Annotated in this window: 20 protein-coding genes, 2 tRNA genes and 1 pseudogene (1 of these 23 cut by a window edge); 18 read left to right on the top strand and 5 right to left on the bottom strand. The window is 36.7% G+C overall.

Going from position 1 to position 24592, the window contains the following annotated elements; genetic code table 11:
- Together ACOVQ4_RS02820 and ACOVQ4_RS02815 are read right to left on the bottom strand one after the other, a co-directional pair.
- Window positions 1-53: transfer RNA gene (locus ACOVQ4_RS02820), tRNA-Met, on the bottom strand (it extends 121 nt beyond the left edge of the window).
- A gap of 25 nt (window positions 54-78) precedes the next feature.
- A tRNA-Met gene (locus ACOVQ4_RS02815) sits at window positions 79-152 on the bottom strand.
- Window positions 153-449: 297 nt separating this feature from the next.
- Between ACOVQ4_RS02815 and ACOVQ4_RS02810 the strand changes: the two genes are divergently transcribed.
- Window positions 450-842 carry an START-like domain-containing protein gene (locus ACOVQ4_RS02810; protein ID WP_421819146.1) on the top strand — a complete coding sequence of 131 codons (393 nt, stop codon included), beginning with the start codon at window positions 450-452 and terminating at the stop codon, window positions 840-842.
- Window positions 843-908: 66 nt separating this feature from the next.
- On the opposite strand, the gene ACOVQ4_RS02805 is transcribed toward ACOVQ4_RS02810, so the two are convergent.
- The gene (locus tag ACOVQ4_RS02805) at window positions 909-1301 is read right to left on the bottom strand and encodes a DUF2809 domain-containing protein (RefSeq protein WP_421819145.1); all 393 of its coding nucleotides are present in this window, start codon (window positions 1299-1301) and stop codon (window positions 909-911) included.
- Window positions 1302-1395: 94 nt separating this feature from the next.
- Between ACOVQ4_RS02805 and ACOVQ4_RS02800 the strand changes: the two genes are divergently transcribed.
- From ACOVQ4_RS02800 to menD, 9 genes and pseudogenes are all read left to right on the top strand, one after another.
- Window positions 1396-2244 (top strand): pirin family protein, encoded by an 849-nt coding sequence (locus ACOVQ4_RS02800; RefSeq protein ID WP_421819144.1) that lies wholly within the window; start codon window positions 1396-1398, stop codon window positions 2242-2244.
- A 424-nt stretch (window positions 2245-2668) separates the two neighbouring features.
- On the top strand, window positions 2669-4165 hold the full coding sequence (locus ACOVQ4_RS02795; protein ID WP_421819143.1) for an LptF/LptG family permease: 1497 nt from the start codon (window positions 2669-2671) through the stop codon (window positions 4163-4165).
- A 55-nt stretch (window positions 4166-4220) separates the two neighbouring features.
- Entirely contained in the window at window positions 4221-4496 is a 276-nt protein-coding gene (gene rpsO, locus ACOVQ4_RS02790; protein WP_421819142.1) for a 30S ribosomal protein S15, read from the top strand.
- 248 nt (window positions 4497-4744) lie between these two features.
- A complete protein-coding gene (gene pnp / locus ACOVQ4_RS02785; RefSeq protein ID WP_421819141.1) occupies window positions 4745-6874 on the top strand; it encodes a polyribonucleotide nucleotidyltransferase in 2130 nt (709 codons plus the stop codon).
- Between the two features lie 231 nt (window positions 6875-7105).
- On the top strand, window positions 7106-7969 hold the full coding sequence (locus tag ACOVQ4_RS02780; protein WP_026995355.1) for a sigma-70 family RNA polymerase sigma factor: 864 nt from the start codon (window positions 7106-7108) through the stop codon (window positions 7967-7969).
- 143 nt (window positions 7970-8112) lie between these two features.
- Window positions 8113-8583, top strand: a pseudogene (locus ACOVQ4_RS02775) (carbon-nitrogen hydrolase family protein); the annotation flags it as partial.
- Between the two features lie 42 nt (window positions 8584-8625).
- Window positions 8626-8814 carry a hypothetical protein gene (locus ACOVQ4_RS02770; protein WP_421819140.1) on the top strand — a complete coding sequence of 63 codons (189 nt, stop codon included), beginning with the start codon at window positions 8626-8628 and terminating at the stop codon, window positions 8812-8814.
- A gap of 67 nt (window positions 8815-8881) precedes the next feature.
- Window positions 8882-9460, top strand: a complete 579-nt coding sequence (locus ACOVQ4_RS02765) for a hypothetical protein (protein WP_421819139.1) — start codon at window positions 8882-8884, stop codon at window positions 9458-9460.
- A gap of 45 nt (window positions 9461-9505) precedes the next feature.
- Window positions 9506-11212, top strand: coding sequence for a 2-succinyl-5-enolpyruvyl-6-hydroxy-3-cyclohexene-1-carboxylic-acid synthase (menD, locus tag ACOVQ4_RS02760; RefSeq protein ID WP_421819138.1), 1707 nt, complete (start codon window positions 9506-9508; stop codon window positions 11210-11212).
- Window positions 11213-11608: 396 nt separating this feature from the next.
- Here the strand turns inward: menD and ACOVQ4_RS02755 are convergent, their stop codons facing one another.
- A complete protein-coding gene (locus ACOVQ4_RS02755) occupies window positions 11609-12520 on the bottom strand; it encodes a tetratricopeptide repeat protein (protein ID WP_421819137.1) in 912 nt (303 codons plus the stop codon).
- Between the two features lie 176 nt (window positions 12521-12696).
- Here ACOVQ4_RS02755 and ACOVQ4_RS02750 point away from each other — a divergent pair, with 176 nt between their 5' ends.
- Window positions 12697-13140, top strand: coding sequence for a peptidylprolyl isomerase (locus tag ACOVQ4_RS02750; protein ID WP_421819136.1), 444 nt, complete (start codon window positions 12697-12699; stop codon window positions 13138-13140).
- Between the two features lie 2 nt (window positions 13141-13142).
- Window positions 13143-13382, top strand: a complete 240-nt coding sequence (locus ACOVQ4_RS02745; RefSeq protein ID WP_421819135.1) for a hypothetical protein — start codon at window positions 13143-13145, stop codon at window positions 13380-13382.
- A 41-nt stretch (window positions 13383-13423) separates the two neighbouring features.
- Here ACOVQ4_RS02745 and ACOVQ4_RS02740 read toward each other — a convergent pair whose 3' ends face one another.
- The gene (locus ACOVQ4_RS02740; RefSeq protein WP_421819134.1) at window positions 13424-15220 is read right to left on the bottom strand and encodes a M61 family metallopeptidase; all 1797 of its coding nucleotides are present in this window, start codon (window positions 15218-15220) and stop codon (window positions 13424-13426) included.
- Window positions 15221-15345: 125 nt separating this feature from the next.
- Between ACOVQ4_RS02740 and ACOVQ4_RS02735 the strand changes: the two genes are divergently transcribed.
- From ACOVQ4_RS02735 to trmB, 6 genes are all read left to right on the top strand, one after another.
- Window positions 15346-18348, top strand: a complete 3003-nt coding sequence (locus ACOVQ4_RS02735; RefSeq protein ID WP_421819133.1) for a tetratricopeptide repeat protein — start codon at window positions 15346-15348, stop codon at window positions 18346-18348.
- Between the two features lie 241 nt (window positions 18349-18589).
- Window positions 18590-20275, top strand: coding sequence for a TonB-dependent receptor (locus ACOVQ4_RS02730; RefSeq protein WP_421819132.1), 1686 nt, complete (start codon window positions 18590-18592; stop codon window positions 20273-20275).
- Window positions 20276-20374: 99 nt separating this feature from the next.
- Window positions 20375-21400: an SPOR domain-containing protein gene (locus tag ACOVQ4_RS02725; protein WP_421819131.1), complete on the top strand. Its 1026-nt coding sequence runs from the start codon at window positions 20375-20377 to the stop codon at window positions 21398-21400.
- A gap of 12 nt (window positions 21401-21412) precedes the next feature.
- Window positions 21413-22357 (top strand): hypothetical protein, encoded by a 945-nt coding sequence (locus ACOVQ4_RS02720; protein WP_421819130.1) that lies wholly within the window; start codon window positions 21413-21415, stop codon window positions 22355-22357.
- 33 nt (window positions 22358-22390) lie between these two features.
- A complete protein-coding gene (locus ACOVQ4_RS02715) occupies window positions 22391-23683 on the top strand; it encodes a bifunctional folylpolyglutamate synthase/dihydrofolate synthase (RefSeq protein ID WP_421819129.1) in 1293 nt (430 codons plus the stop codon).
- A 153-nt stretch (window positions 23684-23836) separates the two neighbouring features.
- Window positions 23837-24496, top strand: coding sequence for a tRNA (guanosine(46)-N7)-methyltransferase TrmB (gene trmB, locus ACOVQ4_RS02710; RefSeq protein WP_421819128.1), 660 nt, complete (start codon window positions 23837-23839; stop codon window positions 24494-24496).
- The last annotated feature ends 96 nt before the right edge of the window (window positions 24497-24592 follow it).

Genomic DNA, 24592 nt, shown 5'->3' with positions numbered 1-24592 from the left:
TGCCGACCTTTGGGTTATGAATCCAACGCTCTAACCATCTGAGCTACCCCGCCGTAATAATATGTTCAGAAAAAATAGTAGCGGGGAGCAGAATCGAACTGCCGACCTTTGGGTTATGAATCCAACGCTCTAACCATCTGAGCTACCCCGCCGTGTTTTTCGTGATGCAAAATTAGATAATTATTCTATCGGAGGCAAGTATTAAAGAGCATTTTTCTGAAAATAATTTGTAACGTATATGATTACTGATTGGTAGTCAGAGTTTTATGGTAGCTGAAAAAAATGAAATTTTTCTTTTAGCATTATTTTAATCTATAAATATGTAATTTGTTGATTTTTAGTGGATTATATATTTATTTGTCTAATCTACACCTAAAGATGTTACAAAAACTTGCATATTATCTATATAATTATACCTTTGCCAAAAAGGTAAATTTAAATTCTTGCGTATGAGTAAGCACAAGTTTGTTATTGAGTTCGAGTTGAGAGCTTCTCCAAAAGTTTTGTTCCCGTATGTAAGTTCTGCTTCAGGATTGCAGCAATGGTTTGCGGAGAAAGTAACTTTAAAAGATAGCTCTACTTTCGACTTTGTTTGGGATGGTGAAAGTCACATCGCCAAATTATCTCAATTACGATTAAATAAGTCCGCAAAGTTTGATTTTGTTCCTTCTAGCCCCGACGACCGTGATCATAATTATCTCGAGTTCAAGATGGATGTTAGTGATTTGACTGGGTCAACCTATTTAAAAATCATTGATTATTCTGGTAATTCGGACGAAGAGGAGTTGACTGAACTATGGGAAGATTTAATTTTTAAATTGAAAGAAATCGTAGGTAACTAACCTAAACACAAATGCTAGTTGATGGGCAAATCCAAGGCCTGACAACTAGCATTCTTTGATTGATGATTATTTGAATTTTATTATAACGAGTAATGTTATATATCCCAAGGTATAAGCTAATAGGTCTATCCAAGAAAAGGAGTGGCCGATAAGCATACTCATAATGGGGTATTTGTCTAATCCTGTCATCTGTAAAAAATTGATTTTTTGTAAAATTTCCAGCAAATAGGCAATCATCAAAGAAATACCAGCTAGTCTATAATCCTTCGAGGAGTTGTTAGCATAAAAACATTTGAAAAATGTAAAGGCAAAAATTACAGCAATAAAGTCTCCGAAAAATGGACGAAAGAAATTGTCTTTTACGTAAACAGAAAGATATGCTTCATAGCAAAATAATGTAAAGGCTATGAGGGGATAACGGAGTTGTTCTACTTTTCTAGGTATCTGAAAATTTTTCATAACGATTAATTAAAGGTGTTTTCCTTATTTGTGTGAAACCGATTTGCTTATTTTTGAGTTGAAATACTATTAATTGGTTTCAATTGTCAAATATATGAGAAATATTAAACAAATCCACACACCACATTATTCACCGATTCGTGAGCTTGTTACTTACGGTGTTCTTCCTACACATACTTTAGATTACCTTGATCCATTTCTTTTTTTGAATCATCACGGACATCAAGTATATCCTAAAAACAATCAAGGTTTACCTTTTGGCCCACATCCTCATCGTGGCATGGAAACTGTTACCTTTATTTTGGATGGTGATATCAAACATCAGGATAGTACGGGTCATTCTAGCGTGATAAGGTCTGGTGGGGTTCAATGGATGACAGCCGGAAAAGGTCTGATTCATGCCGAAACATCTTCTGCAGAATTCATGAAAGAAGGGGGCTCTCTTGAAATATTGCAATTATGGATTAATCTTCCGGCCTCCCATAAGCTGATGGAGCCCAGATATCTTGGGCTTGAGAAGGATGATATTCCAACTGTAATCCATCCTGGAGTAAGGGTGCAGGTATTAAGTGGAACTGTAGAGGGGCTAACAGGGCCTTTTGAATCGGTTACTGGAGTAACTTTTACTACCATCGCCTGCCAGAAAGGATATACCTACAGTTTGGATATCCCTGCTGAACATACAATTTTCTTCTATGTGGTAAGAGGTCGTGTTAGATTGAATAATCGTTCAGTTGCACTAAGGAGTTTAGTTGAGTTTGATTATCAGGAGGGTAGCATTGAATTTGAAGCGGAGGAGGATTCCTATATTTTATTAGGTCACGCCAAACCACTCAACGAGCCCGTAGTGTCACAGGGGCCTTTTGTGATGAATACTGAGGAAGAGATTTATCAAGCTTATTCCGATTATCAGAGAGGTTTATTCGGTAAATGGTCTTTTTAACAAAATTCTATTTTTTAACGTATAATACAAAAGGGTATTTAGCTATTGGTTTAAGTATCCTTTTTTTAGTCAGAAAAGATTAATTCGTTTTCGGTATTCAGGTAGTGAGTGGTGACGGTGAGTTTTTTACCAAAAACAAGCTAAAACTTTTCGCCTGCGGCCTATTACCCAATCTAAAAAACTTTAATCTAATTTTGTTCTTAGATTTATCCAATTCGAAATAAATGAATTTATTTCGAGATACTCAAGAATTGTCTGTTTCTTAAAGTTTCTTAATTCTTGTGTGGATGTACAAAATTTAGGAAATGTATTCGTTATTTTGTGAGCGAGGTTTGTTTCTATAAATAGAATTTTAACCACATCTTAATAAACTAAAATATTGCTCAAGAAATGATAACTTTGCATGGCAAATTATTGTGGATGTATGAAAAAACTAGATAAGCTTATCCTCAAGGCCTTTTGGGGACCATTTTTACTGACCCTTACAGTTGTAATCTTTATATTTTTGATGCGCTTAATTGTCGTATATTTTGCTGATTTGTTTGGTAAAGATTTAGGGGTTGAACTATACTTCGAATTATTTTTCTATTTCAGTTTGATTACTATCCCTATTGCCTTACCCTTGGCGATGCTCATTTCAATGCTTATGACATTTGGGAAACTTGGTGAATTTTTTGAGCTTACTGCCATAAAAAGTGCTGGGATTTCCATAAGTAGAGCTTTGCGACCCATGTTTGTGGTAGCCATTTTAGTTTCAGGATTTTCATTTTGGTTTAATAATGTTCTTTGGCCTTGGGCAAACCTCAAGGGCTATCGATTGCTGTATGATATCAAAACAACAAAAACGACATTAAATATTAAAGAAGGGATTTTTTACAATGAATTGCCAGGGTACAGTATCAAAGTAAATAAGAAATTTCCTAACGGAAAATCTTTAAAAGGGGTTATTATTTATGATCATTCCAAAAATGATGGGAATAAACATGTTACCATTGCAGATTCGGCCTTGATGTATACTATCATGAACAAACAGTATTTAGTGTTTGAATTATACAATGGGCACGACTATGTAGATGATGCCGACCGTTCGACTGGTGCTGATGCTACGGATTTTGTATCGCATTCGTTTACAAAAAGTAAGGTAGTAATGAGTATGTCGGCGTTTGATATGCACAAAACGGAAGAAGATCAATTTAAGCATCATCAAATCATGCGAAATATTGTGCAGCTAAATAACGATGCCGATTCATTAGCTAGGCTAACTTCTGATTATCGCAAAAACTTTTTCGAAGCGGCAAAATCCTACTATATATATAGTTTGAAATCTTTGCCTGCGACAATTACACCAGACCAAAAGGCTTTGATGAAAAATCAAGGAGATTGGGTTGGGAAAATTATTAAAAAGAAAATCAAGCCTAATCCGAACGAGCATTTGGACTTTGCCATCTCTCAAGCCAAGAATATGATTTCATTTGCCGAAAGTAATGTGTTTACGCTAACTTCCAAAAATGAAGATTTACGTAAAACTAATTGGTTTTGGCATCAGAAATTTACAGATTCGATTGCCATTTTTGTCATGTTTTTGATTGGAGCCCCACTTGGCGCGATTATCAAAAAGGGAGGATTCGGAATGCCCGTGGTTGTGGCGATTTTCTTTTTTATTCTTTCTTATGTAATGACTCAGCAAGGGAAGAAACTTTCGGAAGAAGGAAGAGTGATGGTACAAGTAGGAGCCTGGACCTCCAATTTGGTACTTTTTTCAATCGGGGTATATTTTTTCAATAAAGCTCGACACGACTCCCGACTATTTGAGTCTGATGTTTATGTAATGGCTATGACAAAGTTGAAGGAAAGGATTGCATCCCAGGGCATGTTAAGAAAAATATTTGCTAAATTTGGGATGAAATTTGCAAATAGTTAGGAATTTTTATATTTTTGCACGTTTACAAAAATTTAATAATTAAAACTGGTTGAAGATGTATTTAACTTCAGAAAAAAAGCAAGAGATCTTTGAATCTAAAGGTCACTCGAAGTCTAAAATCGATACTGGTTCTGCTGAGTCACAAATTGCATTGTTTACTTACAGAATCAATCATTTGACAGAACACTTAAAAATCAATAAGAAAGACCACTCTACTCGTTTAGGTCTTTTGAAATTGGTAGGTAAGCGTAGAAGCTTACTTGATTATCTTATCAAGAAAGACATCACTCGTTACAGAGCTATCATTGCTCAGCTTGGCATTAGAAAGTAATTTACTTTCAGCAAACAGGGAATTCTATCTAATAGGATTCCCTGATTGCGTAGACGGAGATCGTCTTCCCTTCCTCTATTTGGGTCTTCGTTAATAGTTGATAGTTTTGTTAATCGTGAAGCAGCCATTCATCATCAAACTACACTATTGGCAATTGACGATTCACTATTAATGACTGCAAATCCAACAAAATCCTTTTACATTTCGTTGATATCAGGTAGCGTAAAAGGTAACTAAGCAAACAATTTATGTCGTTTAACGTAATTACGAAAAAAATCACAATGCCTGATGGTAAAGAAATTACCATCGAAACGGGCAAACTCGCGAAACAAGCCGATGGGGCTGTGGTAGTGAGAAGCGGAAATATGATGCTTTTAGCAACGGTTGTTGCTAGCCAAACAGCAAAAGAAGGTGCTGACTTTTTACCTCTTTCAGTAGATTATCAAGAAAAATTTGCTTCAGCTGGTAAAATCCCTGGAGGTTTCTTGAGAAGAGAATCAAAATTGTCTGACTATGAGGTACTTGTAAGTAGATTAGTAGATAGAGCTTTACGCCCAACTTTCCCGTCTGATTTTCATGCAGATACACAAGTAATGATTAACTTGATTTCTGCTGATTCTGAGGTTTTACCAGATGCCTATGTCGGACTAGCTGCAGCTGCAGCTTTGGCGGTATCTGATATCCCTTTCAACGGCCCGATTTCTGAGGTTCGTGTAGCAAAAATTAATGGCGAGTACATTATCAACCCTGAAACTTCTAAATTGAAGGATGCAGAGTTAGAATTAATCGTAGCTGCCAATGCTAATGATATTTTGATGGTTGAAGGTGAAGCAAATGAAGTTTCTGAACAGGAGATGTTAGAAGCACTTCGTTTGGCTCACAAGGCTATTCAGCATCAATGTGCGGCGCTTAAAGAGTTGGAGGCAGAAGCTGGTAAAACAGAAAAGCGTGAATATTCGCATGAAACCCATGACGAAGAGTTGAAAACTTATTTGTGGGAAACATATTTTCAACGTTATTATGATGTTGCCAAATTAGCAAATCCAAGTAAAAAAGGACGCCGCGAGTCTTTCAAAGCTATTGAAGAGGAATATTTTGCTTCATTGCCAGAGGATTCTACAGTAAATAAAAGCTTGGCAAAATGGTATTTCCATGATATCGAGAAAGAAGCTGCCCGCCAATTAGTACTAAACGAACGTTATCGTTTGGATGGTCGTAAATTGGATGAGATTCGTACTATCACTTGTGAAGTTGATTATCTACCATCGCCTCATGGTTCGGCCGTATTTACAAGAGGCGAAACACAGTCACTTACTACGGTAACATTAGGTACAAAACTTGATGAACAAATCGTTGATCAAGCAATGGTTTCGGGTTATAACCGTTTTATGTTACATTACAACTTCCCTGGTTTTTCTACTGGTGAAGTAAAACCTAATAGAGCTCCGGGTCGTCGTGAGGTAGGTCATGGCAATTTGGCGATGCGTGCTTTGAAAAAGGTATTGCCTCCAGATGCGAAAAACCCTTATACAATTCGTGTTGTTTCTGATATCCTAGAATCTAATGGTTCTTCATCAATGGCAACAGTTTGTGCTGGAACTTTGGCCTTGATGGATGCTGGTGTACCAATCAAAGCTCCTGTATCGGGTATTGCCATGGGTCTTATTACTGATCCTAAGACGGGTAAGTATGCGGTACTTTCGGATATCTTGGGTGATGAAGATCACTTAGGCGATATGGACTTTAAAGTTACTGGTACTTCTGCCGGAATTACTGCTTGTCAGATGGATATCAAAGTGGATGGTTTATCTTATGAAGTGTTAACTGAAGCTTTGGAACAAGCAAAACAAGGTCGCTTACATATTTTGGGTAAAATGCAAGAAACTATTGCTGAACCTCGTGGCGACTACAAACCACAAACTCCAAGAGCTACTGTTATCAGAATCTTGAAAGAGCAGATTGGTGCAGTAATCGGACCTGGTGGTAAAGTGGTTCAAGATATTCAAAAACAATCTGGTGCTACGGTTACTATCGAAGAAAAAGAAGATGGAGGTTATGTTTCTATTTTCTCAGCCAATAAAGCTGCTATGGATATTGCCGTTAAAATGGTGAAAGGAATTGTAACAATCCCTGAAGAGGGTGAAGTATACGATGGCGTTGTAAAATCAATTATGCCGTTTGGTGCTTTTGTTGAATTCTTACCAGGAAAAGACGGTCTATTGCATATCTCTGAAATCAAATGGGAACGTCTTGAAACAATGGACGGCGTGCTTGAAATCGGTGAACAAGTAAAAGTGAAGTTGATTGAAGTGGATAAGAAAACAGGCAAATTCCGTTTATCAAGAAAAGTTTTGTTGCCAAAACCTGAAAAAAAATAGAACGAACTTGAGGATAATTTCGTTATTTTCTTAACAAATTAAACTATATTGTTAAATTTGTTTCCTACCAAACAGTTATATTCATCGTTTATATAACTGTTTGGTATACACTTTTCAGGACGTGCTCTTTGTGAAAAAAAATATTTAAAGAAAAGCATAGTATTTTTTCCACAAATCACACTTTATTCCTAATTGTTAACCTACTAAGAACTTTAAGAGGTAGTAACTAATATGAGACAGCTAAAAATTAGTAAGCAGATTACCAACCGAGAATCCCAATCACTCGACAAGTATTTGCAAGAAATTGGCAAGGTAGATTTGCTAACGCCAGAGGAGGAGGTTATTTTAGCTCAGAAGATTCGTGAAGGAGATCAACTTTCTTTGGAAAGATTGACCAAAGCGAACCTTCGTTTTGTGGTGTCTGTTGCTAAGCAATATCAAAACCAAGGCCTAAGTCTAGGCGACCTTATCAACGAAGGTAACCTTGGTTTGATAAAAGCAGCTCAAAGATTTGATGAGACTCGTGGTTTTAAGTTTATTTCCTATGCGGTATGGTGGATTCGTCAGTCAATTCTTCAAGCTTTGGCAGAGCAATCACGTATCGTTCGTTTGCCACTCAACCGTGTAGGCTCTTTGAACAAAATTTCAAAGACTTTCTCTGAGTTGGAGCAAAAATTTGAACGTGAACCAACACCAGAAGAATTAGCTGAAGTACTCGAAATTACAACTGGTGAGGTTGTGGACACTCTCAAAATTTCGGGTCGTCACGTATCTATGGACGCTCCGTTTGTACAAGGAGAAGAAAACTCTTTGTTGGACGTTCTGGAAAATGATGGCGAAGACAAACCTGATAGTGGCTTGATTAACGACTCTTTGCGTCGTGAAGTACAACGTGCTTTATCTACTTTAACTCAACGTGAAGCGGATGTTGTTACACTTTATTTTGGATTAAACGGTGAGCATGCGATGACTTTGGAAGAAATCGGTGAGAAATTTAACTTGACTCGCGAACGTGTACGTCAAATTAAAGAAAAAGCAATCCGTAGATTAAGACATACATCAAGAAGCAAGGCGCTCAAAACTTATTTGGGCTAGTATCCTGACAATGCCTTTTCAGAGCCTCATTTATGAGGCTCTTTTTGTTTGTATGAAATACTCGAAGATATTAACCCAGCAAAGAGAAATGCTAGGTAATAAAAGTTTAAGGTAATTATGAAAATAGCTTTGCGCAATTTGGACCTGTTAAGGGTGATATACCTTCAATTGTAGAAAAACATCTTGGGCTGATTCAGCTTGCTATTTCATGTAAAGTGGATGCCATATTCTTTCCGGAACTTTCGATTACAGGTTATGAACCCAAATCAGCTGAAGCTCTTGCAAGGCAACTTAGCGATATCGAATTTGATTGTTTTGAAGAAATTAGTCATCGTGAAAATATAACGATTGGCATCGGTGTGCCAGAAAAAGCAAAAGATGGAATCAAAATAAGTATGTTTATTTTTCAACCAGACCAAACTAGAGGCGCATATTCGAAGCAACACTTACATTCAGATGAGTATTCTTATTTCGTAAGTGGACAAGAGCAATTCACTATTAGTCTTAATGGTGAAAAGATTGTACCAGCTATTTGTTATGAAAGTCTAATACGCTCATATTTTGAGTCAGCCCTTGTGCTCGGTGCTGAAATTTATGTAGCCAGCGTTGCTTAATCACAGAGTGGTATAAATAAGGCAAGGACGCATTATTCAGCAATGGCAAAGAAATTTTCAATGCCAGTGCTTATGTCAAATTGTATCGGATTTTGCGATAATTTTGAGAGCGTTGGACAAAGAGCAATCTGGCGAAAGGACGGTGTTTTGGCGGGACAATTAGATAGTACTGACGAAGGAATCCTAATAATTAATACAAAAACAGAAGAGGTATTAATGCGAATGATATAGTCCTATCTTTTTCTCCTAATAACAACCACGATGCATGCTTTGAGTATAAAAGTTAAGAAGATATAAAATGATAAGATTTGAAATTTCTGATTTAATGCTTGAACTTCTTGATGAGCCAATTTATAGGGTTGATTCAGTCGATAATATATTTTCTTATACCAAACAATATAGTAGCAGTGACGGAAGTCAAGTATCATCAAGTAAAATCGGAATTAAAATTTATCAACATAAAGAGCTTGTTGAGAGTTGTATTATTATAGGGATAGGTGGTGCAACAGCAATCACTCAATACTCGTATATAATTGCATCGGAAAATATATTGATTTGCTGCGGAGACTCCGTATTTTGTTTGTCTCTACCGAGTTTAGAATTAGTATGGAATATGAAGTTAGATGACGTAACTTGTTTTCAAATTTTTCAATGCCAAGAGGATTATCTCATCCATGGTGAATTGAATATAACCCTAGTTAATCTAGAAGGAAATATAAAATGGTGTTTTAGCGGAAAAGATATTTTTGTATCGCTTACCCAAGAAAAAGCAATATCAATTTTACCTGAAGGGATTTTACTAACAGATTTCGAACAAACAAAATATAAATTAGATTTTGATGGAAAGCTTATATGGACTAATAATTCTAATATGTAACGCATCAAAATAGATAAAAACAAAACAAGAGAACCAAAACCATTCATGGCAATATTACAACCCATTATTAATATAGCAGAAATACTGGTCACCAAAAATGTGACTGATGCGATAATTTCCCCTGGTTCCCGCAATGCACCTTTGACGATTGCGTTGGCTAGACATCCTCAGATAAATGCCTTGTCGGTATCAGATGAACGTTCGGCTGCATTTATCGCTATGGGAATGGCACAAGTAAAAAATAAACCTGTTGCCATTTGTTGTACCTCTGGGTCGGCTGCCTACAATTATGCTCCTGCTGTAGCTGAAGCCTTTTTCCAAGAAATACCATTAATTGTTCTTACAGCTGACCGACCAACCGAATGGATACATCAACACGATGGACAGACGATTTATCAGGAAAATATTTATGGAAAACACGTAAAGGCTTCCTATCAGATTGGAGCAGATTATTCTCATCCTGATGCTCGTTGGCATATCGAACGTGTCATGAATGAGGCCATCAACACAGCCAATACTTTTCCAAAAGGACCAGTGCATATAAATATCCCATTGCGTGAGCCATTTTATCCTTCAGCTGGGGAGCAAGTAGTTTTTGAGCGTCCAAGAAATATTCGTCAGCATTTGGCAAAGGCGAGCTTGAATCAGGAAACTTGGGAGGAGTTACTCTCTCAAATTGAAGATTATTCAAAGGTCATGGTCATTGCTGGCCAAGATGCTACTAACCCCAATATTAACCAAGCTTTGAAAGGCTTACAAGAGGAGTTTGGATTTGTGGTTGTTGGCGATTTGATTGCCAATCTCAAAGGCGAATTCATCGCGAATCATGACTTGTACTTAGGGCAGATAAACGAGAGCTATGCGCCAGAGCTTTTGATATCTTTTGGTAAATCAGTGATTTCAAAATCACTGAAGCAGTTTATTAGAAAACATAAACCTGAAGCCCATTGGCATGTGCAAAGCTCAACGCTTATGATTGATACCTATCAGAGTCTAAGCGATATTGTGCCAATTGCGCCTGAAGACTTTTTCAAAGAACTGTTTGAAAGCTTAGATATGAGAGCTTATAAAATGGGAGATGAAGAAAAGTCTTTCGCCTTTCAAGAAAAATGGTTTAATCTCGAAAGAAAGTCTTCGAGATATATCCATCAAGTTTTGAGCGATAGCGACACATGGAATGAATTCTCGACTTACTTTAAGGTGATGGAAAATATTCCGTCTGGCTCGCAATTGCATCTTGCCAATTCGATGGCAGTGAGATATGCAAATTACCTGCACTTACCCAATATCAACGAGGTAGAAGTTTTTGCTAACAGAGGAACAAGCGGAATAGACGGCTGTGTGAGTACAGCTGTTGGGGCAGCTTTGGCAACGGATGCACAGGTATATCTTTTGGTTGGTGACGTAGCTTTTTTCTATGATCGTAATGCACTTTGGAATAATTTCTTACCTTCAAACCTCAACATTATTGTAGAGAACAATAGTGGGGGAGGAATTTTCCGAATGATTGATGGCCCGAGTCAGCAACCAGAGCTTGAACCATTTTTTGAAACTTCTCAAAAAATGACAGCCAAGCTGACTGCCGAAGAATCTAACATGGAATATTTATCAGCTACGAATTTTGAGCAGTTAGAAAAAATCCTGACTACAATTCCACAAAAGTCTAATCGTGCCAGACTTTTTGAAATCCATACTAATTCGGTAGAGAATACGACTTTCTTTAAGAAATTTAAAACTAATTTTATAGTTTAAAACTTGTAGAAGTTAAAAAATACTAGGCCCTGAGAATCGAACGAGCTGTAATTATACCTAGAACAGGCTCAAATATGCGATTCTCAGGGCTTTTATATAGGGGTAAAAAAGCTCAAAAGGCTATTTTTTCGGTAATATAATGCTCAATTTGAGCAATTTTAAGGTTTGAGTAAATTGGTTATTTTGTACTTTTTTAATATACTGTAAAGAAATTTTCGGTAAAACACTTTTTATTTTTGCATTATTCTAATATTGTTCATTTTTGAACGAAAATTCTCGCTGAAAAAGCAAATTCATTGATAAATCAATAAAATGGATTAGTCTGAAGCCCCTTTTAAAAATTTGATGTAAACAAAAAATCCCTATTGACATCATTAGTCAGTAGGGATTTTTTGTTTACTGAATCGAAATGCTAGGGTTAAGTTTTTTAGCTTTTTCTAAATACGTTTTTGCTTTTTGGGCGTCTCCTTTTTTCTGGAAGTACAAACCTAAGTTTCTATTCGCAAATGCATTTTCAGGTTCTATCCTCAGAGAGTGTTCGATAGTTTCTTTGGCTTCCTCTAATTTGCCTAACTGTAAAAGAATATAACCTTTATTGTTGAGATAGTAAGCCTGGGCAGGTTTTAGAAATATGGCTTTTTCTACCAAGGGTAATGCTTCTTGATATTTGCCCTCCTCGCTTAGTATAAAGGCTAAATTATTTAAGGCAAAGTGTTGTTGAGGATTGATTGCTAAAGCCTTTTGAAAATCTTGTTTCGCCATCGCATAATTGTTTTGTTCAAAGTACAGATATCCGTGATTAGTATAGGCTTCAGCATTTTTGGGATTAAGCAAAATTGCTTTTTCATAGGCAGCGGTGGCTCCAGAATAATCTTGGATTTGAGTTTTTACATTTCCTACCGTTACAAAATAAAAACTAGAATCTTTATAAACCTTGGCAATAGTATTTAGGTCGTTAAGTGACTCGGTGAAATTCCCTAAGTTGAAATACAATTCAGCTCGGTTGTAATAAGCTTCCCAAAACTTACTATCGACCTCCAGTGCTTTATTAAAATCCTCCAATGCTTTTTCGGGCTTGTCGGCCTTTTGATAAGCTAATCCTCTGTTGTTATAAATATCGGCAAAATCTGGTTTTTTGTTGATGGCCTCATCATACCAATGAATGGCCTCATTGTATTCTTGTTCTTTTAGTTTGAAGTTTCCTCTTTTAAAGAATTTTATTGCCTCTTCGTTTTTATCTGTTCCGCACGACACCAATCCTAGCATAGTGGAGGCTAGTAATATCGCCAGTAGTTTTCTTGTTTTCATCGAATGTGAAATTTTTCGTTGATAAATTATAAATTCAAAATTACGGTATTTTGATGGAAAGACCTTCTACTCTATAGGAAGAAACAATTAGCTAAAATGTTTAAAGAAATGAAGGAGATGCCTTAACTTTGTAAAAACAATTGCTGTTTTATCATCCATTAACAATTGATTATAGTATGTTAAAAGCTGAAATGTTGACCGAGAAAGGTCTAATGGTTATAACGTTTTTTGAGGAGGATGCTCCAATTCACGTAAAAAACTTCATTGATTTATCAAAAAAAGGATTTTATGATGGTGTAACTTTCCACCGTGTAATTCCAGACTTCGTAATTCAAGGAGGTGATCCTACAGGTACAGGAGCTGGTGGCCCAGGTTATACAATTCCTTGTGAATTGACTGGTAATAACCAATATCATGACCGCGGAGTATTGTCGATGGCACACCGTGGCCCAAATACAGGTGGTTCGCAGTTCTTTATTTGTCATAGTCGTAAAAACACTGCTCACCTTGATCGTAGACATACTTGTTTTGGTAAGGTTGTAGAGGGTTTGGACGTAATTGACCAAATTCGTCAGGGAGATAAAATTGTAAGTGTTACTATCATCGAAGAAGAAGTTTAGTCATGTACTTTATCGGTGAAATACCCAACCATCCTTGTAAGGTTTCTTTATACAAATGGAACAATAAATATTTTGTAAAGTTTGAAACCTCTGATTTAGAACAAACATTCAAGATTTCTGAGATGGATGTATCTGGAGAGGCAGAGGTCAAAGAACTAATTACAGAAGAGTTTGTCCAAAAAGTAATGAATCGCTTTGAAGAAATGTATCAGGATTTGAATACTGCTTTGAATCCTTATTAACAAAAAAGCCCTGATTGTTCAGGGCTTTTTTTATTGGTAAATTATTGGATAAACATCCACTTTTTATAAAGTGCTTTTTGTTGTTCTGTCTGATCTGCCAGAGGCTCTAGTCTATATGATTTAAGTGGATTTTTGCTGAGCGTAACCATATAGGTTTTTTCTAATCCATCTCTTTTTACTTTTACCTCTAATCGGTCACCAATTTTTTTAGAAGCAATTAATTTGGCTAAATCCTCTACTTTCTGCCCATCAATGCTTAAGATTTCGTCATTGACATTTAGTCCATCGTTGTAGGCAGGCGAGTCTCTTCTTACTGCCGAGATTTTACCTGCACGCAAATCTGCGCCGAAGAAAGCAGCAGTATTATCAATATTGGAATCGACGAGCTTCATCCCAACGGCTTCAAAAAAAGTATTATATGGGATAGATTCTGTACCGAAGATATATTTTTTAAAAAACGATGACATATCTTTTCCAGCTACTATATCGGTGGCTTTCATAAATTCTTCGTCTGTAAATCCTCTACCTAATTTTTTATAATAATTTTGATACAAATATCTCATCAAATCATCAAGATTCTTTTCGCCTTTGGTCGAAGACAGAATTGCCAAATTTAGAATTCCACCCAACACAGCACCTTTGTCGTAATAGGAAACAGTACTGTTTCTTGAATTTTCGTTTGGACGATAATACTTTATCCAAGCATCCCAGCTAGACTCAGCCACAGATTGTATGCTGTTACCTGGCTGGTTCTCAATCGTATTCACATCATCTAAGTAGGATTTGATATATTCTTCAGGTGAGAAAATACCGGCACGGCGAAGAATATAATTTTCGTAAAAGCTCGTACCTCCTTCAGAATACCACAACATGTGGGTGTAATTCTCGTTTTCATAATCAAAAGGTCCTAAGGCTTTTGGGCGAATACGCTTTACATTCCACAAGTGAAAGTACTCGTGAGCGATAAGACTCAAAAATCCTTTATAGGCTTTTTCGTTTTCATACACACCACGAGAGGTTTGGCAAGTAGTAGAATTTAAGTGTTCAAGACCGCCGCCACCTGCAGCAAGGTTGTGAATCAGGAAGGTATAATCCTTACAAGGGTGTTCGGTTACAACACCTTTAGCAGCTTCACATACGCGTTTGATATCGTTGGTAAGCTTGTCGGCATCATATTTGGCCTCGCCATACATCGCAATTTTGTGAGGCACACCAGCAAGGTCAAAGTTTAAAACTTTCTGATTACCAATTTCGATTGGCGAGTCGATAAAGATATCTAGGTTATCTGCCAAGAAAGTATTTTTCGAAATTTCTTTCATGCCAGTCGAAATAGTCGACCAATCTTTGAAGGGCTTGATTTCTAAAGTACTAGGCATCGACTTCCACTCATTTACGTACATAAACACACTGGCAGGATTTAGGTAACCATGCGAATCATCCAAAAACGAGGTACGAACGGACAGTTCATAGGCATAAACTTTGTATTTTAGCGTTAACTCCTGAGTAGAGGGAGTTATCTTGATACGCCAAGTGTTTTTGTTGATTTTATCCAATGCTAATGAAGAATTACCTGAGCTAGCGCTCACAGATTCTACATTTTTTGCATATTCACGAACCAAGTAAGAACCAGGAGTCCAAACTGCCATTTTTACATCAACAAAACCTTGCTGTTTCATTTTGGCATCGAGCGACTTGAGCGTCATGACTACATCAAAGTAGTGAGTTTGAGGTTTTTCCATCGAAAGTACATAAGATACCTTCGGTTGTAGTTTGTTGATTTGTGCTGATGAAATTACGCTAAACAGTAAACAGATAGCGAAAATTGAGATTTTTTTCATAATTTAACGTATGAATTTTGCGTTTTTAAAACGTGAAACTAACAAAGCCTCGCCTTTGAAACAAGTAAAATTTGGCTATTCTATTTCTCCAACAAAACATAGATACCCAATAAAAAACATATCTAATGAAAAAATTACCTTCGATTGTATTTTTATCCGTTGCGGCTTCGTGTACAGTTTCTGGTTATGAGATGTTTGCTCAGAGTACGCTCAACTATAATGAGGCTAATATTCATTTTAGAAACGGACAAGAGTATTATGAATCAAAAAGCTTTGAGGCTGCTAGAGCAGAATTTGAACTTTATCTCTCCGAACACAGAAACTTTCTAGACAAGAATGACCCTAATCAGGCTTGGTCAAAATATTTTATCGTGATGTGTAGTTTGTATCTTGACCGAGCCGATACAGAACTACTTGCCGACCGATTTGTGCGCGAGCATCCTGAGCATCCTGTTGCAGGTACTCTTTTTAGAGAAATTGGTAATTATTTCTTCGAAAATGGAGATTATGGAAAAGCGATAGACTATCTGAGCAAAACTTCTAAAGCAGATGAGGAATCACAATATCATTTGGGGGTGGCCTATTATCAGACTCAGTCTTACAGTCAAGCACTTACTGTCTTTACAAGACTTCGCGACAGTCAAACACCAGCTTATGGCCCACCTTCTGCCTATTATGCGGGAGCTATTCAGTTTCAGAATAAAAATTATGATGAGGCCATCAAAAATTTTGGTCTTGCCGAAAACTCACCGCAGTATAAAGCCGAAATTCCAGGATGGATTGCAAATGCCTATTATCGTCAAGGTAAATACAATGAGATGCTCGAATACACCGAAAAAGTGCTTAGAGAGAAAGGTAGGAAATTAGACGATATTGCCTTACTAACTGCTGAGGTGTACTTTAATAAAGGTAACTACGAAAAGGCTTCAACTTATTATGGGATTTATAAAAACTATAAATCACAGGGAATGATGCCTGTTGTTGCTTATCGATATGGCTATTCGCTCTACAAAACAAATCAGTTTTCGACTGCAGTCGATCAGCTTAAAAACGTAGCATTACCTAAAGATACCCTCGGACAAAATGCCTCTTTTGTTCTTGGTATTTGTTATCAAAGAATTAATAATCTCAATGGTGCCTTAGGAGCTTTTGATATGGCTAGTAAAATGAGCTATAACAAGCCCGTTCAGGAGGAGGCAAGTTTTAATGTAGGAAAAGTTCTTCTCGACCTGGGGCGTTCTCCCGAGGCGGTAAAGTCTTTTGAAGGTTTCTTGGCTCAATACCCAAATTCAAGATTCGAAGATGAAGCCAACGAGTTATTAAGTGAGGCTTATCTTTCGTCCAATAATTTACTGGCAGCATTGAGTTTTGTTGAAAGACTCAAAAGAAGAACACCGCGAGTAAACGCCGTGTATCAACGAATCGCTTTTAATCAGGCTGTAAAAAAATACAATGAGGACGGTTTTGCGGAGGCTGTTACCTTTTTTGACAAATCACTAAGCGCTCCCGAATCAAGAGATTTAAAATATAGTGCCATGTACTGGCGTGGAGAATCTCTGGTAGGAATGCAAAGAAATGCGGAGGCCATAGATATGTATAAAAAAGTTTTGGCCGCAACTGATAAAGATGCTCCCTCGCTTCCAGAGTATCAACAAAAAAGTAGATATAGTTTAGGGTATTTGTATTTATCGACTAATCCTTCGGAGGCCAACACTTATTTTAATGAGTATTATCAAAGAGGAGGCTCTGATGGTAATGCTGATGATGCCCTGTTGCGTATTGCCGATTCGTATGTGGCACAAGGCCAATATGCACAAGCGCTGAAGTCGTATGACAAAGCCTATCAGACTGTAAAAACAAATAAGGACTATGCCCTATATCAAAAAGGAACGGTTCAGTTGATTGTAGGTGATGCAAATGGGAAAAAAACGCTAGAAGATGTTGTACGTATTTTCCCTCAGTCAAAATATGTAGAAAATGCTTTGAGGGATTTAGGCGACAATGAGATGTCCTCGGAGAATAATGAAAAGGCCATTTCGTATTATTCACGCCTGATAATGGAACGCCCACAAAGTACCATGGTACCGTACGCCATCATGAGGAGAGGGTCTGCTTTTCAAAACATCCAACGTACTCAGAGTGCTATTTCTGATTATAAATATTTGTTGAGAAATTATATCAACGACCCAGTCTTTTCTGCGCAAGCCATGGCTGGTTTAAATGAGTTGATGGATCCAAGCTCTCCAGAATATATCGAAATCAAGGCACTGTACACAAAAGCCAATCCGAATGATACTAGCTTAAGAGATAAGGAGTTTGAAAAAGCCAAAGGTCTTTATTTTGATGATGCTTACGATAAAGCTTTAGTCGCATTGGGTGAGTATATTCGTAATTATCCAGAATCGATGGATACACCAGAAGCAAAGTTTTTGTTAGCAGAAACTTATTATAAACTCAAAAATAAAATGGAGGCGCTTCGTGGGTATTATGTTGTAATTGCAGATAACAAATTTAAGTCTATGGCAAAGGCTTATTCAAAGGCAGCACAGATTGAATTTGAAAACAATAATTTTTCGAAGGCCATCACAAATTTCAGAGGTCTACAGCGAGCTGCTATAGATGTAAAAGATAATCAGGCGGCAATTTTGGGGCTAATGGATTCTTATTTTAATACCCCCAAGAATGACTCTACCATTTATTTTTCAAAACAAATGTTGAATTTGGTAGATGCCCCAGTTGCCAATAAAACCAAAGCCTATTATTATATGGGGAAAGGCTATTTGCAATTGGGTGATTTGGCTATGGCAAGCAATTCTTTCAATCAAGGAGTAATGTTGGCTAAAGATGACTGGGCTGGCGAATGTCAGGTTATGTTGGCAAGAATGCTTTATAATCAAAAAAAATATAAAGAGTCTAGTGAAATGATTATGAGCAAATTCAATGGCGAATTTTCAGGTGTATCCTATCAGGTGATGGGTAAGGCATATCTTTTGTTGGCGGACGATTTTATTGGACTCGAAAATTATTTTCAAGCAAAAGCAACGCTAAATTCAATTATTGATAAGCTGCCAGATGAAAACTCGGTCGAGCAAGCTAGAGTTAAACTTCGTTCGATTAGTAATAAGTAAACCTAATATGTAAAAAAAGGGTATTCGTTTATCGTATAACAGACATTGTAATGTATTCATAATCAAAATATTACATTAGAAATGTACGATGATATAGTCTAATAATCCCCTTTACTTACTTATTTTAAATAAAAGGAAATTATCAGCAAAGTCAACAATTTTTAACATAGATTCATATACTGCTGTTCAAATGTTGGTCAATTTCCTTTAGTTCATTTTTCATAAGACTCTATTCTCAAATATGCATTATACAACATCCATCAGATATTCTTTTGCGAGCCTTTTGTTAGTAGGGCTGTCGGTTTCAGGATATGCACAGGTTCAGAAAGGTACGGTCGGCAAAATTGATAACTCTGTAATTAGTGTTAATAAAGACATTAAAAAGCCGACTATTTCAACTCCAGAAAGAAAATTAGAGAAAATTATTTCTCCACCAAATACTGTACCGCGACCACCACTGCGATTTTTGTTTTCGGAATTGCCCAACAACGGTCGTATTACCGAATTAACCAACCAAGTACAAGTGCCTGTAAATCCTGTGTCTCCAATTCAGTCATCCCAATACAACAATGTGGTACGAGGAGGCCTCGGTAATTTTGGTCATACCTACTTAGAGGGACATGCCGGCATAGCGGTTGGTTCTGAAAATTATCATGGAATTTATGTAAAACATAATGCCTATCGCCTAGGGCCGATTGGTGCCAACTATTCGGGCGAATCTGATAATCAAATTAAGGTACATAGTAGAACACAATTCAATTCAGTGAAATTGGATGGTTCACTTGGTTGGAAACGAAAGGGGTTTTACTATTATGGCTATCAGCCCAAAGTATATTCTTTTGATAAAGAAACTATTTTTAATTCTTGGAACAAATTCAATTTTGATGGAACGGTGTCGAATACTAGTAAAACTTCACCTATCGATTATGTTTTTCGTTCAAAACTCTCGTATTTATTTACGAAAACAGGTGCCAATGAACTTTTATGGGATGCTGGAATGTCTGCATCATTTCCATTAACAGACAAGTTATCTGCCAATTTTGATGGACAGATGATTTTGGCGCAGTCCCAAGATTCGCTAACTACTTATCGGAATTTGTACAAATTGGTGCCACATTTTAAATATAAAGAAGAATTGTTTAGCCTTACTTTGGGTGTAATGTTGGCCAATAGTAAAGAAAAAACTACCGAAAATGAAAATTATGTCCTACCAGTAATTAAAGCAGATTATCAGTTAATGGATGGTATCAAACTTTACGCTGGATATGAAGGCGATGTGATAGCCAATAACCTTACGACAATTCTCCAAGAAAATCAATGGTTGGGTAGATTTCAAACTTTTAAGCCAACTCGCAAATTGTCAGATATTTATGCAGGAGTAAAGGCCAATTTGTCAGGAGGTTTATCAGGTGAATTGAAAGGTAGCTTTGCCACTTACAAAAACTTTTATGTGCTAAATAACTCAAGAAGTGACTCTACCAAGTTTGAGATTTTGTATTCCAACGATACAACAAAAGTGCATGTGACGAGTCTTTCAGGACAAATCAACTATGAAATTCCGCAACTGTTTCGTTCATCTTTGTTGATGGATTATTATATCTACGGTAACCTTGGGAATTTGAAGGAAGCTTGGCATCGTCCTGCATTTAAGGCAACTTGGTCTAACCAGTATTTGATTCGTGAAAAAATGCTTGTTACTTCAGATTTTTATGTACTTACGGGCTTAAAGGGTTTAAACGGTCAAACCAATCAGTCGGTTACACTAAAACCAATTTTTGATTTCAACCTGAAGTTTACCTTCTTTATTAGTGAAAGATTTGATGTCTTTTTATCGGCCAATAATATTTTAAATAAAAATTACCAAAGATATCTATATTATCCTGTACAAGGTGCAAACTTCCTTGCAGGATTGTCATTTTCTTTTTAAATTGTAGCACAATTCTTAAAATCGTGTAATTATTTTTTTTCAATAATTCAGGTTATTGATTTTAAGATAATTACACGATTTTTTTATTTTTTATAAACCATGGCAACAATTCAACACTATATTCAGGAGCTTTTGTTCGAGCGCGATTGTGTAGTCGTTCCCGATTTTGGAGGATTTATTACCAATTTCCAAAACGCCAAAATCGATCGTTCATTGAATTTGATAATACCTGCCAAACGCTGGGTAGCATTCAATAGCCTACTTAAAAATGATGATGGACTTTTGTCTCACTATATTTCAAGAAAAGAAAATATTTCGCACGAAGAAGCAAATATTCGTATCAAAGCCTTTGTCGATGCTGTAAAGTTTAGATTGAGAAGTGGAGAATTTGTGAGCTTTGATCAGATTGGTTCTTTTGAATTGAATAAAGAAAATAAGTTAGTTTTTAACCCTCAAAATACTCAAAACTATTGTGCAGATAGCTTCGGCCTAAGCCCAATTGTGGCCTATTCTCATAGAGATAGTCAATTCGACGCTTTGGCTTCTACGTCTCAACCTAAAAATATTAATTTTACGGTTGTGGATAGAGCTGCTCAAAAGGTTGCAAATACCTCAAAAAGAACCGCTATCCGATTAAAGAAATTGGTTCCTTTCATGACTGGGGTAGCAACGGCAGTGTTGTTAGGTATTGGTATACTTTCTTATGAAGAGCAGAATAATTTAAGCACCTTAAATCCTTTTATAGGAATGAGTAGTGGAAAACCTGAACCTGCTCTTGTGTACAAAACAAAGCCAGTACATGATACCTTAGTTCAAACATCACCTAAAAAGATTCAAGACAGTACTATTTATCAGTCAGATTCTGTAAATCAGAATACCAATCAGGGGGACTATTTCGTTATTGTAGGGAGCTTTGGTAGCCAAAAAAACGCACAAAAGCTTGTAAATGAACTCCAAGCAAAAGGATTCGAAAATGCCTCCATCATAGAACCTGAAAAAAAAGGTAGACTGATTAAAGTTTCTGCCAATTCATTCCTACATGAGCGCGATGCTTTCTCTGAATCTCAAACTATCAAATCGAAGCTCAATGCTTCAGCTTGGATTTTTAAATCTTCTAAAAAATAATAGCTCTTATTAATGTCGACCTACAATCTAGAACAAGAAGAAAGACAAAATCGGCAATTTGCCTTTATTGTGACATGCATCATCAACATACTATTATTTATTATGCTTTGGTATGTCACAGTATGGAATGCAGAAGAAAATAAAAAAGTCGAAAAAATTGGCGGTGGTGGATTTGTTGTAAACTTTGGCACCGACAAAGATGGTAGCGGGTCTATCTACACAAAAAACCATGGGAATAAAGCAAAAAATGAGTTTGATTCAAAGCCAGCAGAAGTAAAACCAATTCCAAAAAAAGAACCAACTCCAATTGTAGAAAAGGTAAAACCCATAAAACCTAAACCAAGCCCAGAACCTGAAGTTATCAAAAGTACAAGACCAAGTCCTGTAAAAGTACCAGAAGTAACTAAGAAAGTCGAAACCGCAAAACCTAATCCAAAGGCTAATGTTCCAGTAACTAAGCCAAGCCCTAGCAAACCAGTTCAGCCTCAGGTGATTCCGGGAGCAACAATTCCGGTAAGAACAGGTGGTAATGGTACAACAGGTACCGACTCAAGAACAGGAGGTGGTTCGGACGGAGACGGTAAGGGTGTAGGAAATAAAGGGCAACCTAACGGAAACGTAGTAAAAGGAGGAACCTACAACCCTGCACCTCCAGGAACAGGTGGTGGAAACGGTGGCTCGGGAGGTGGTGCCTCGGTAAGCCTTGCGGGTTGGACTTGGAATAGTCGTCCAGAGGTCAACGATGATTCAGATGAAACAGGTGTGATTAAGTTTCGAATAAAAGTTGATTCAGACGGTATTGTTCAAGTTGTAGAAACCATGGAGTCGAGTTTGAGTCCAGCAGTAACCCAAAAATATAAACGGGCAGTTCAAAAACTTACGTTTAGATCCACCTCATCAGGTGATAAACCTGAAATTTCAGTTGGAACAATTGTATTTAGAATAACAGCAAAGTAGTGCGGCAACGCACTACTTTATTTTTTTAATCTTATGAATTATCAAGAAACAATCGATTATCTCTATCAACTTTTACCTGTGTTTCATAGAGAAGGTAAAAAAGCATTCAAGGCAGATTTAAAAAATACGCTTGCTATCTGTGAACATTTAGGGAATCCTCAGCACAAATTCAAAAGTATACATGTTGGAGGAACCAACGGAAAGGGGAGTTCTTCTCATTTTTTAGCATCGATTCTTCAGGAAGCGGGCTATAAAACAGGACTTTATACTTCTCCACATTTAAAATCTTTCACAGAACGAATTCGAATTAATGGAAAACCGATACCAGAAGAAGAAGTTGTTGCGTATGTAGAACGAAACAAGTCATTTATTGTCGATTTAAGGCCTTCATTCTTTGAGTGTACTGTTGGGCTAGCTTTTGAATATTTCGCCTCTCAGAAGGTAGATATCGCTATTATAGAGGTGGGTTTAGGAGGTAGATTAGACTCAACAAATGTTATTACGCCTGAGATGTCTCTAATTACAAATATCAGTTTTGATCATACCGATATTCTCGGAAATACCATTGCCCAAATTTCTACCGAAAAGGCTGGGATTATCAAACCGCAAGTTCCAGTAGTTATCTCTCAAAAACAAGATGAAGCTGAACAAGTCTTTATACAAAAAGCAAGTTCAAACAATTCTCTAATTTCCTTTGCTTCAGATAAATACGAATTGAATGAATATTCAGTTTGTGAAGGATTTGCTCAATTTATCTTTAAAAAGGTATCTGCCAATGAGGAAATACATCTGAAGTCCCAACTCATAGGTAAATATCAGAGTGACAACTTAAAAGGAGTATTAGATAGTATAGAAGTCTTAAAAACACGAGGTTTTGAGATTGATAAAACGGCTGTAGAAAGGGGGGTATCCTCTGTTGTAACCAACACAGGATTGAAAGGTCGTTGGCAAACGCTGAATGATAAACCAAAAGTAGTTTGTGATACAGGGCATAACCTAGCTGGTATGGAAGAAAATCTAAATACTTTACAGAAGTACCAATTCAAACAACTCTGGATGATATTAGGTTTTGTCAGTGATAAAGATATCTCGGGAATATTAGCCTTATTGCCTAAGTCTGCCAATTTTGTGTTTTGTCAGGCAGAGGTTCCTCGCGCGATGAATGCGACTGAATTACAGCAACTGGCTTCCCAATTTCAATTAGAGGGTATTGTGATTCCTAATGTGAATGATGCCTTAAACTGGGTGTTATCCAAGGCTAAACCTGATGACTTTGTCTATATCGGTGGAAGTACCTTTGTTGTAGCAGGGATAGATGATTTATAGTCAAAAATGTGGCCTCCGAGAATTTGAAATCCTATACCTTAATAAGGAAAATTTTTTTCATCGGAATCTCAAGCGGCTTAATTTTCTAAAAATCGGGCTTAAATTGTTAGTTTTCAATAAGTTTTATTCAATTTTTTTTAACGAAAAATAAAAGTGTCAAGAAAGAAAGAAGGCAGATTTGCACTAAATAGAGTGCTTCCAAATGTATTAGAGGAAGGAAAACCATTATTTGAGACAATTAAAGGTAAGTGGAATGACATCATGTTTGAAAAACGACAACCCATTGTTCTTGAACTAGGTTGTGGAAAAGGGGAGTACACTGTTGGGCTCGCACAGGTATTTCCAGACAAGAATTTTATTGGTATTGATATTAAGGGTGACCGAATTGCTGTTGGTGCTAAATTTGCTAATGAAAATAGTCTTACTAACGTAGCTTTTCTTAGAATAAAAATCCATCAGCTTTTAGACTTCTTTGAAGAAAATGAGGTTGACGAGATTTGGATAACTTTCCCAGATCCTCAACCATTAAAAAGTGGTATCAAACGTAGGCTAACTAATCCACGCTTTTTGGAATTATATAAGCATGCACTCAAATCTGATGGGCTATTACATTTAAAGACAGATAGTACCTTATTATTTGATTATACCTTAGAGGTGTTACCAGAATTTGGGGTTGAAGAATTGATTTACACGAAAGATTTATACACTTCTGAACTAAACGTTCGTCACCATGGAATTAAGACCAGATTTGAGCAAATATTCACCGAAAAAGGCTACAATATTAATTATTTGTCAACTAGGTTTAAAGTATAGGTATCCCTTTTTGAATTGTTGAGATATAGATTTATTTGTGCGTATAGGTAATAGGCAACAGGCACAAGTAAGATAGTGTTGAATGTGGGCTGTGTT

The sequence above is a fragment of the Flectobacillus sp. genome, from assembly GCF_049240685.1.
GTDB lineage: Bacteria > Bacteroidota > Bacteroidia > Cytophagales > Spirosomataceae > Flectobacillus.
Note: the sequence above shows the minus strand (reverse complement) of the source record. Positions and strands in the feature narration are given on the sequence as shown.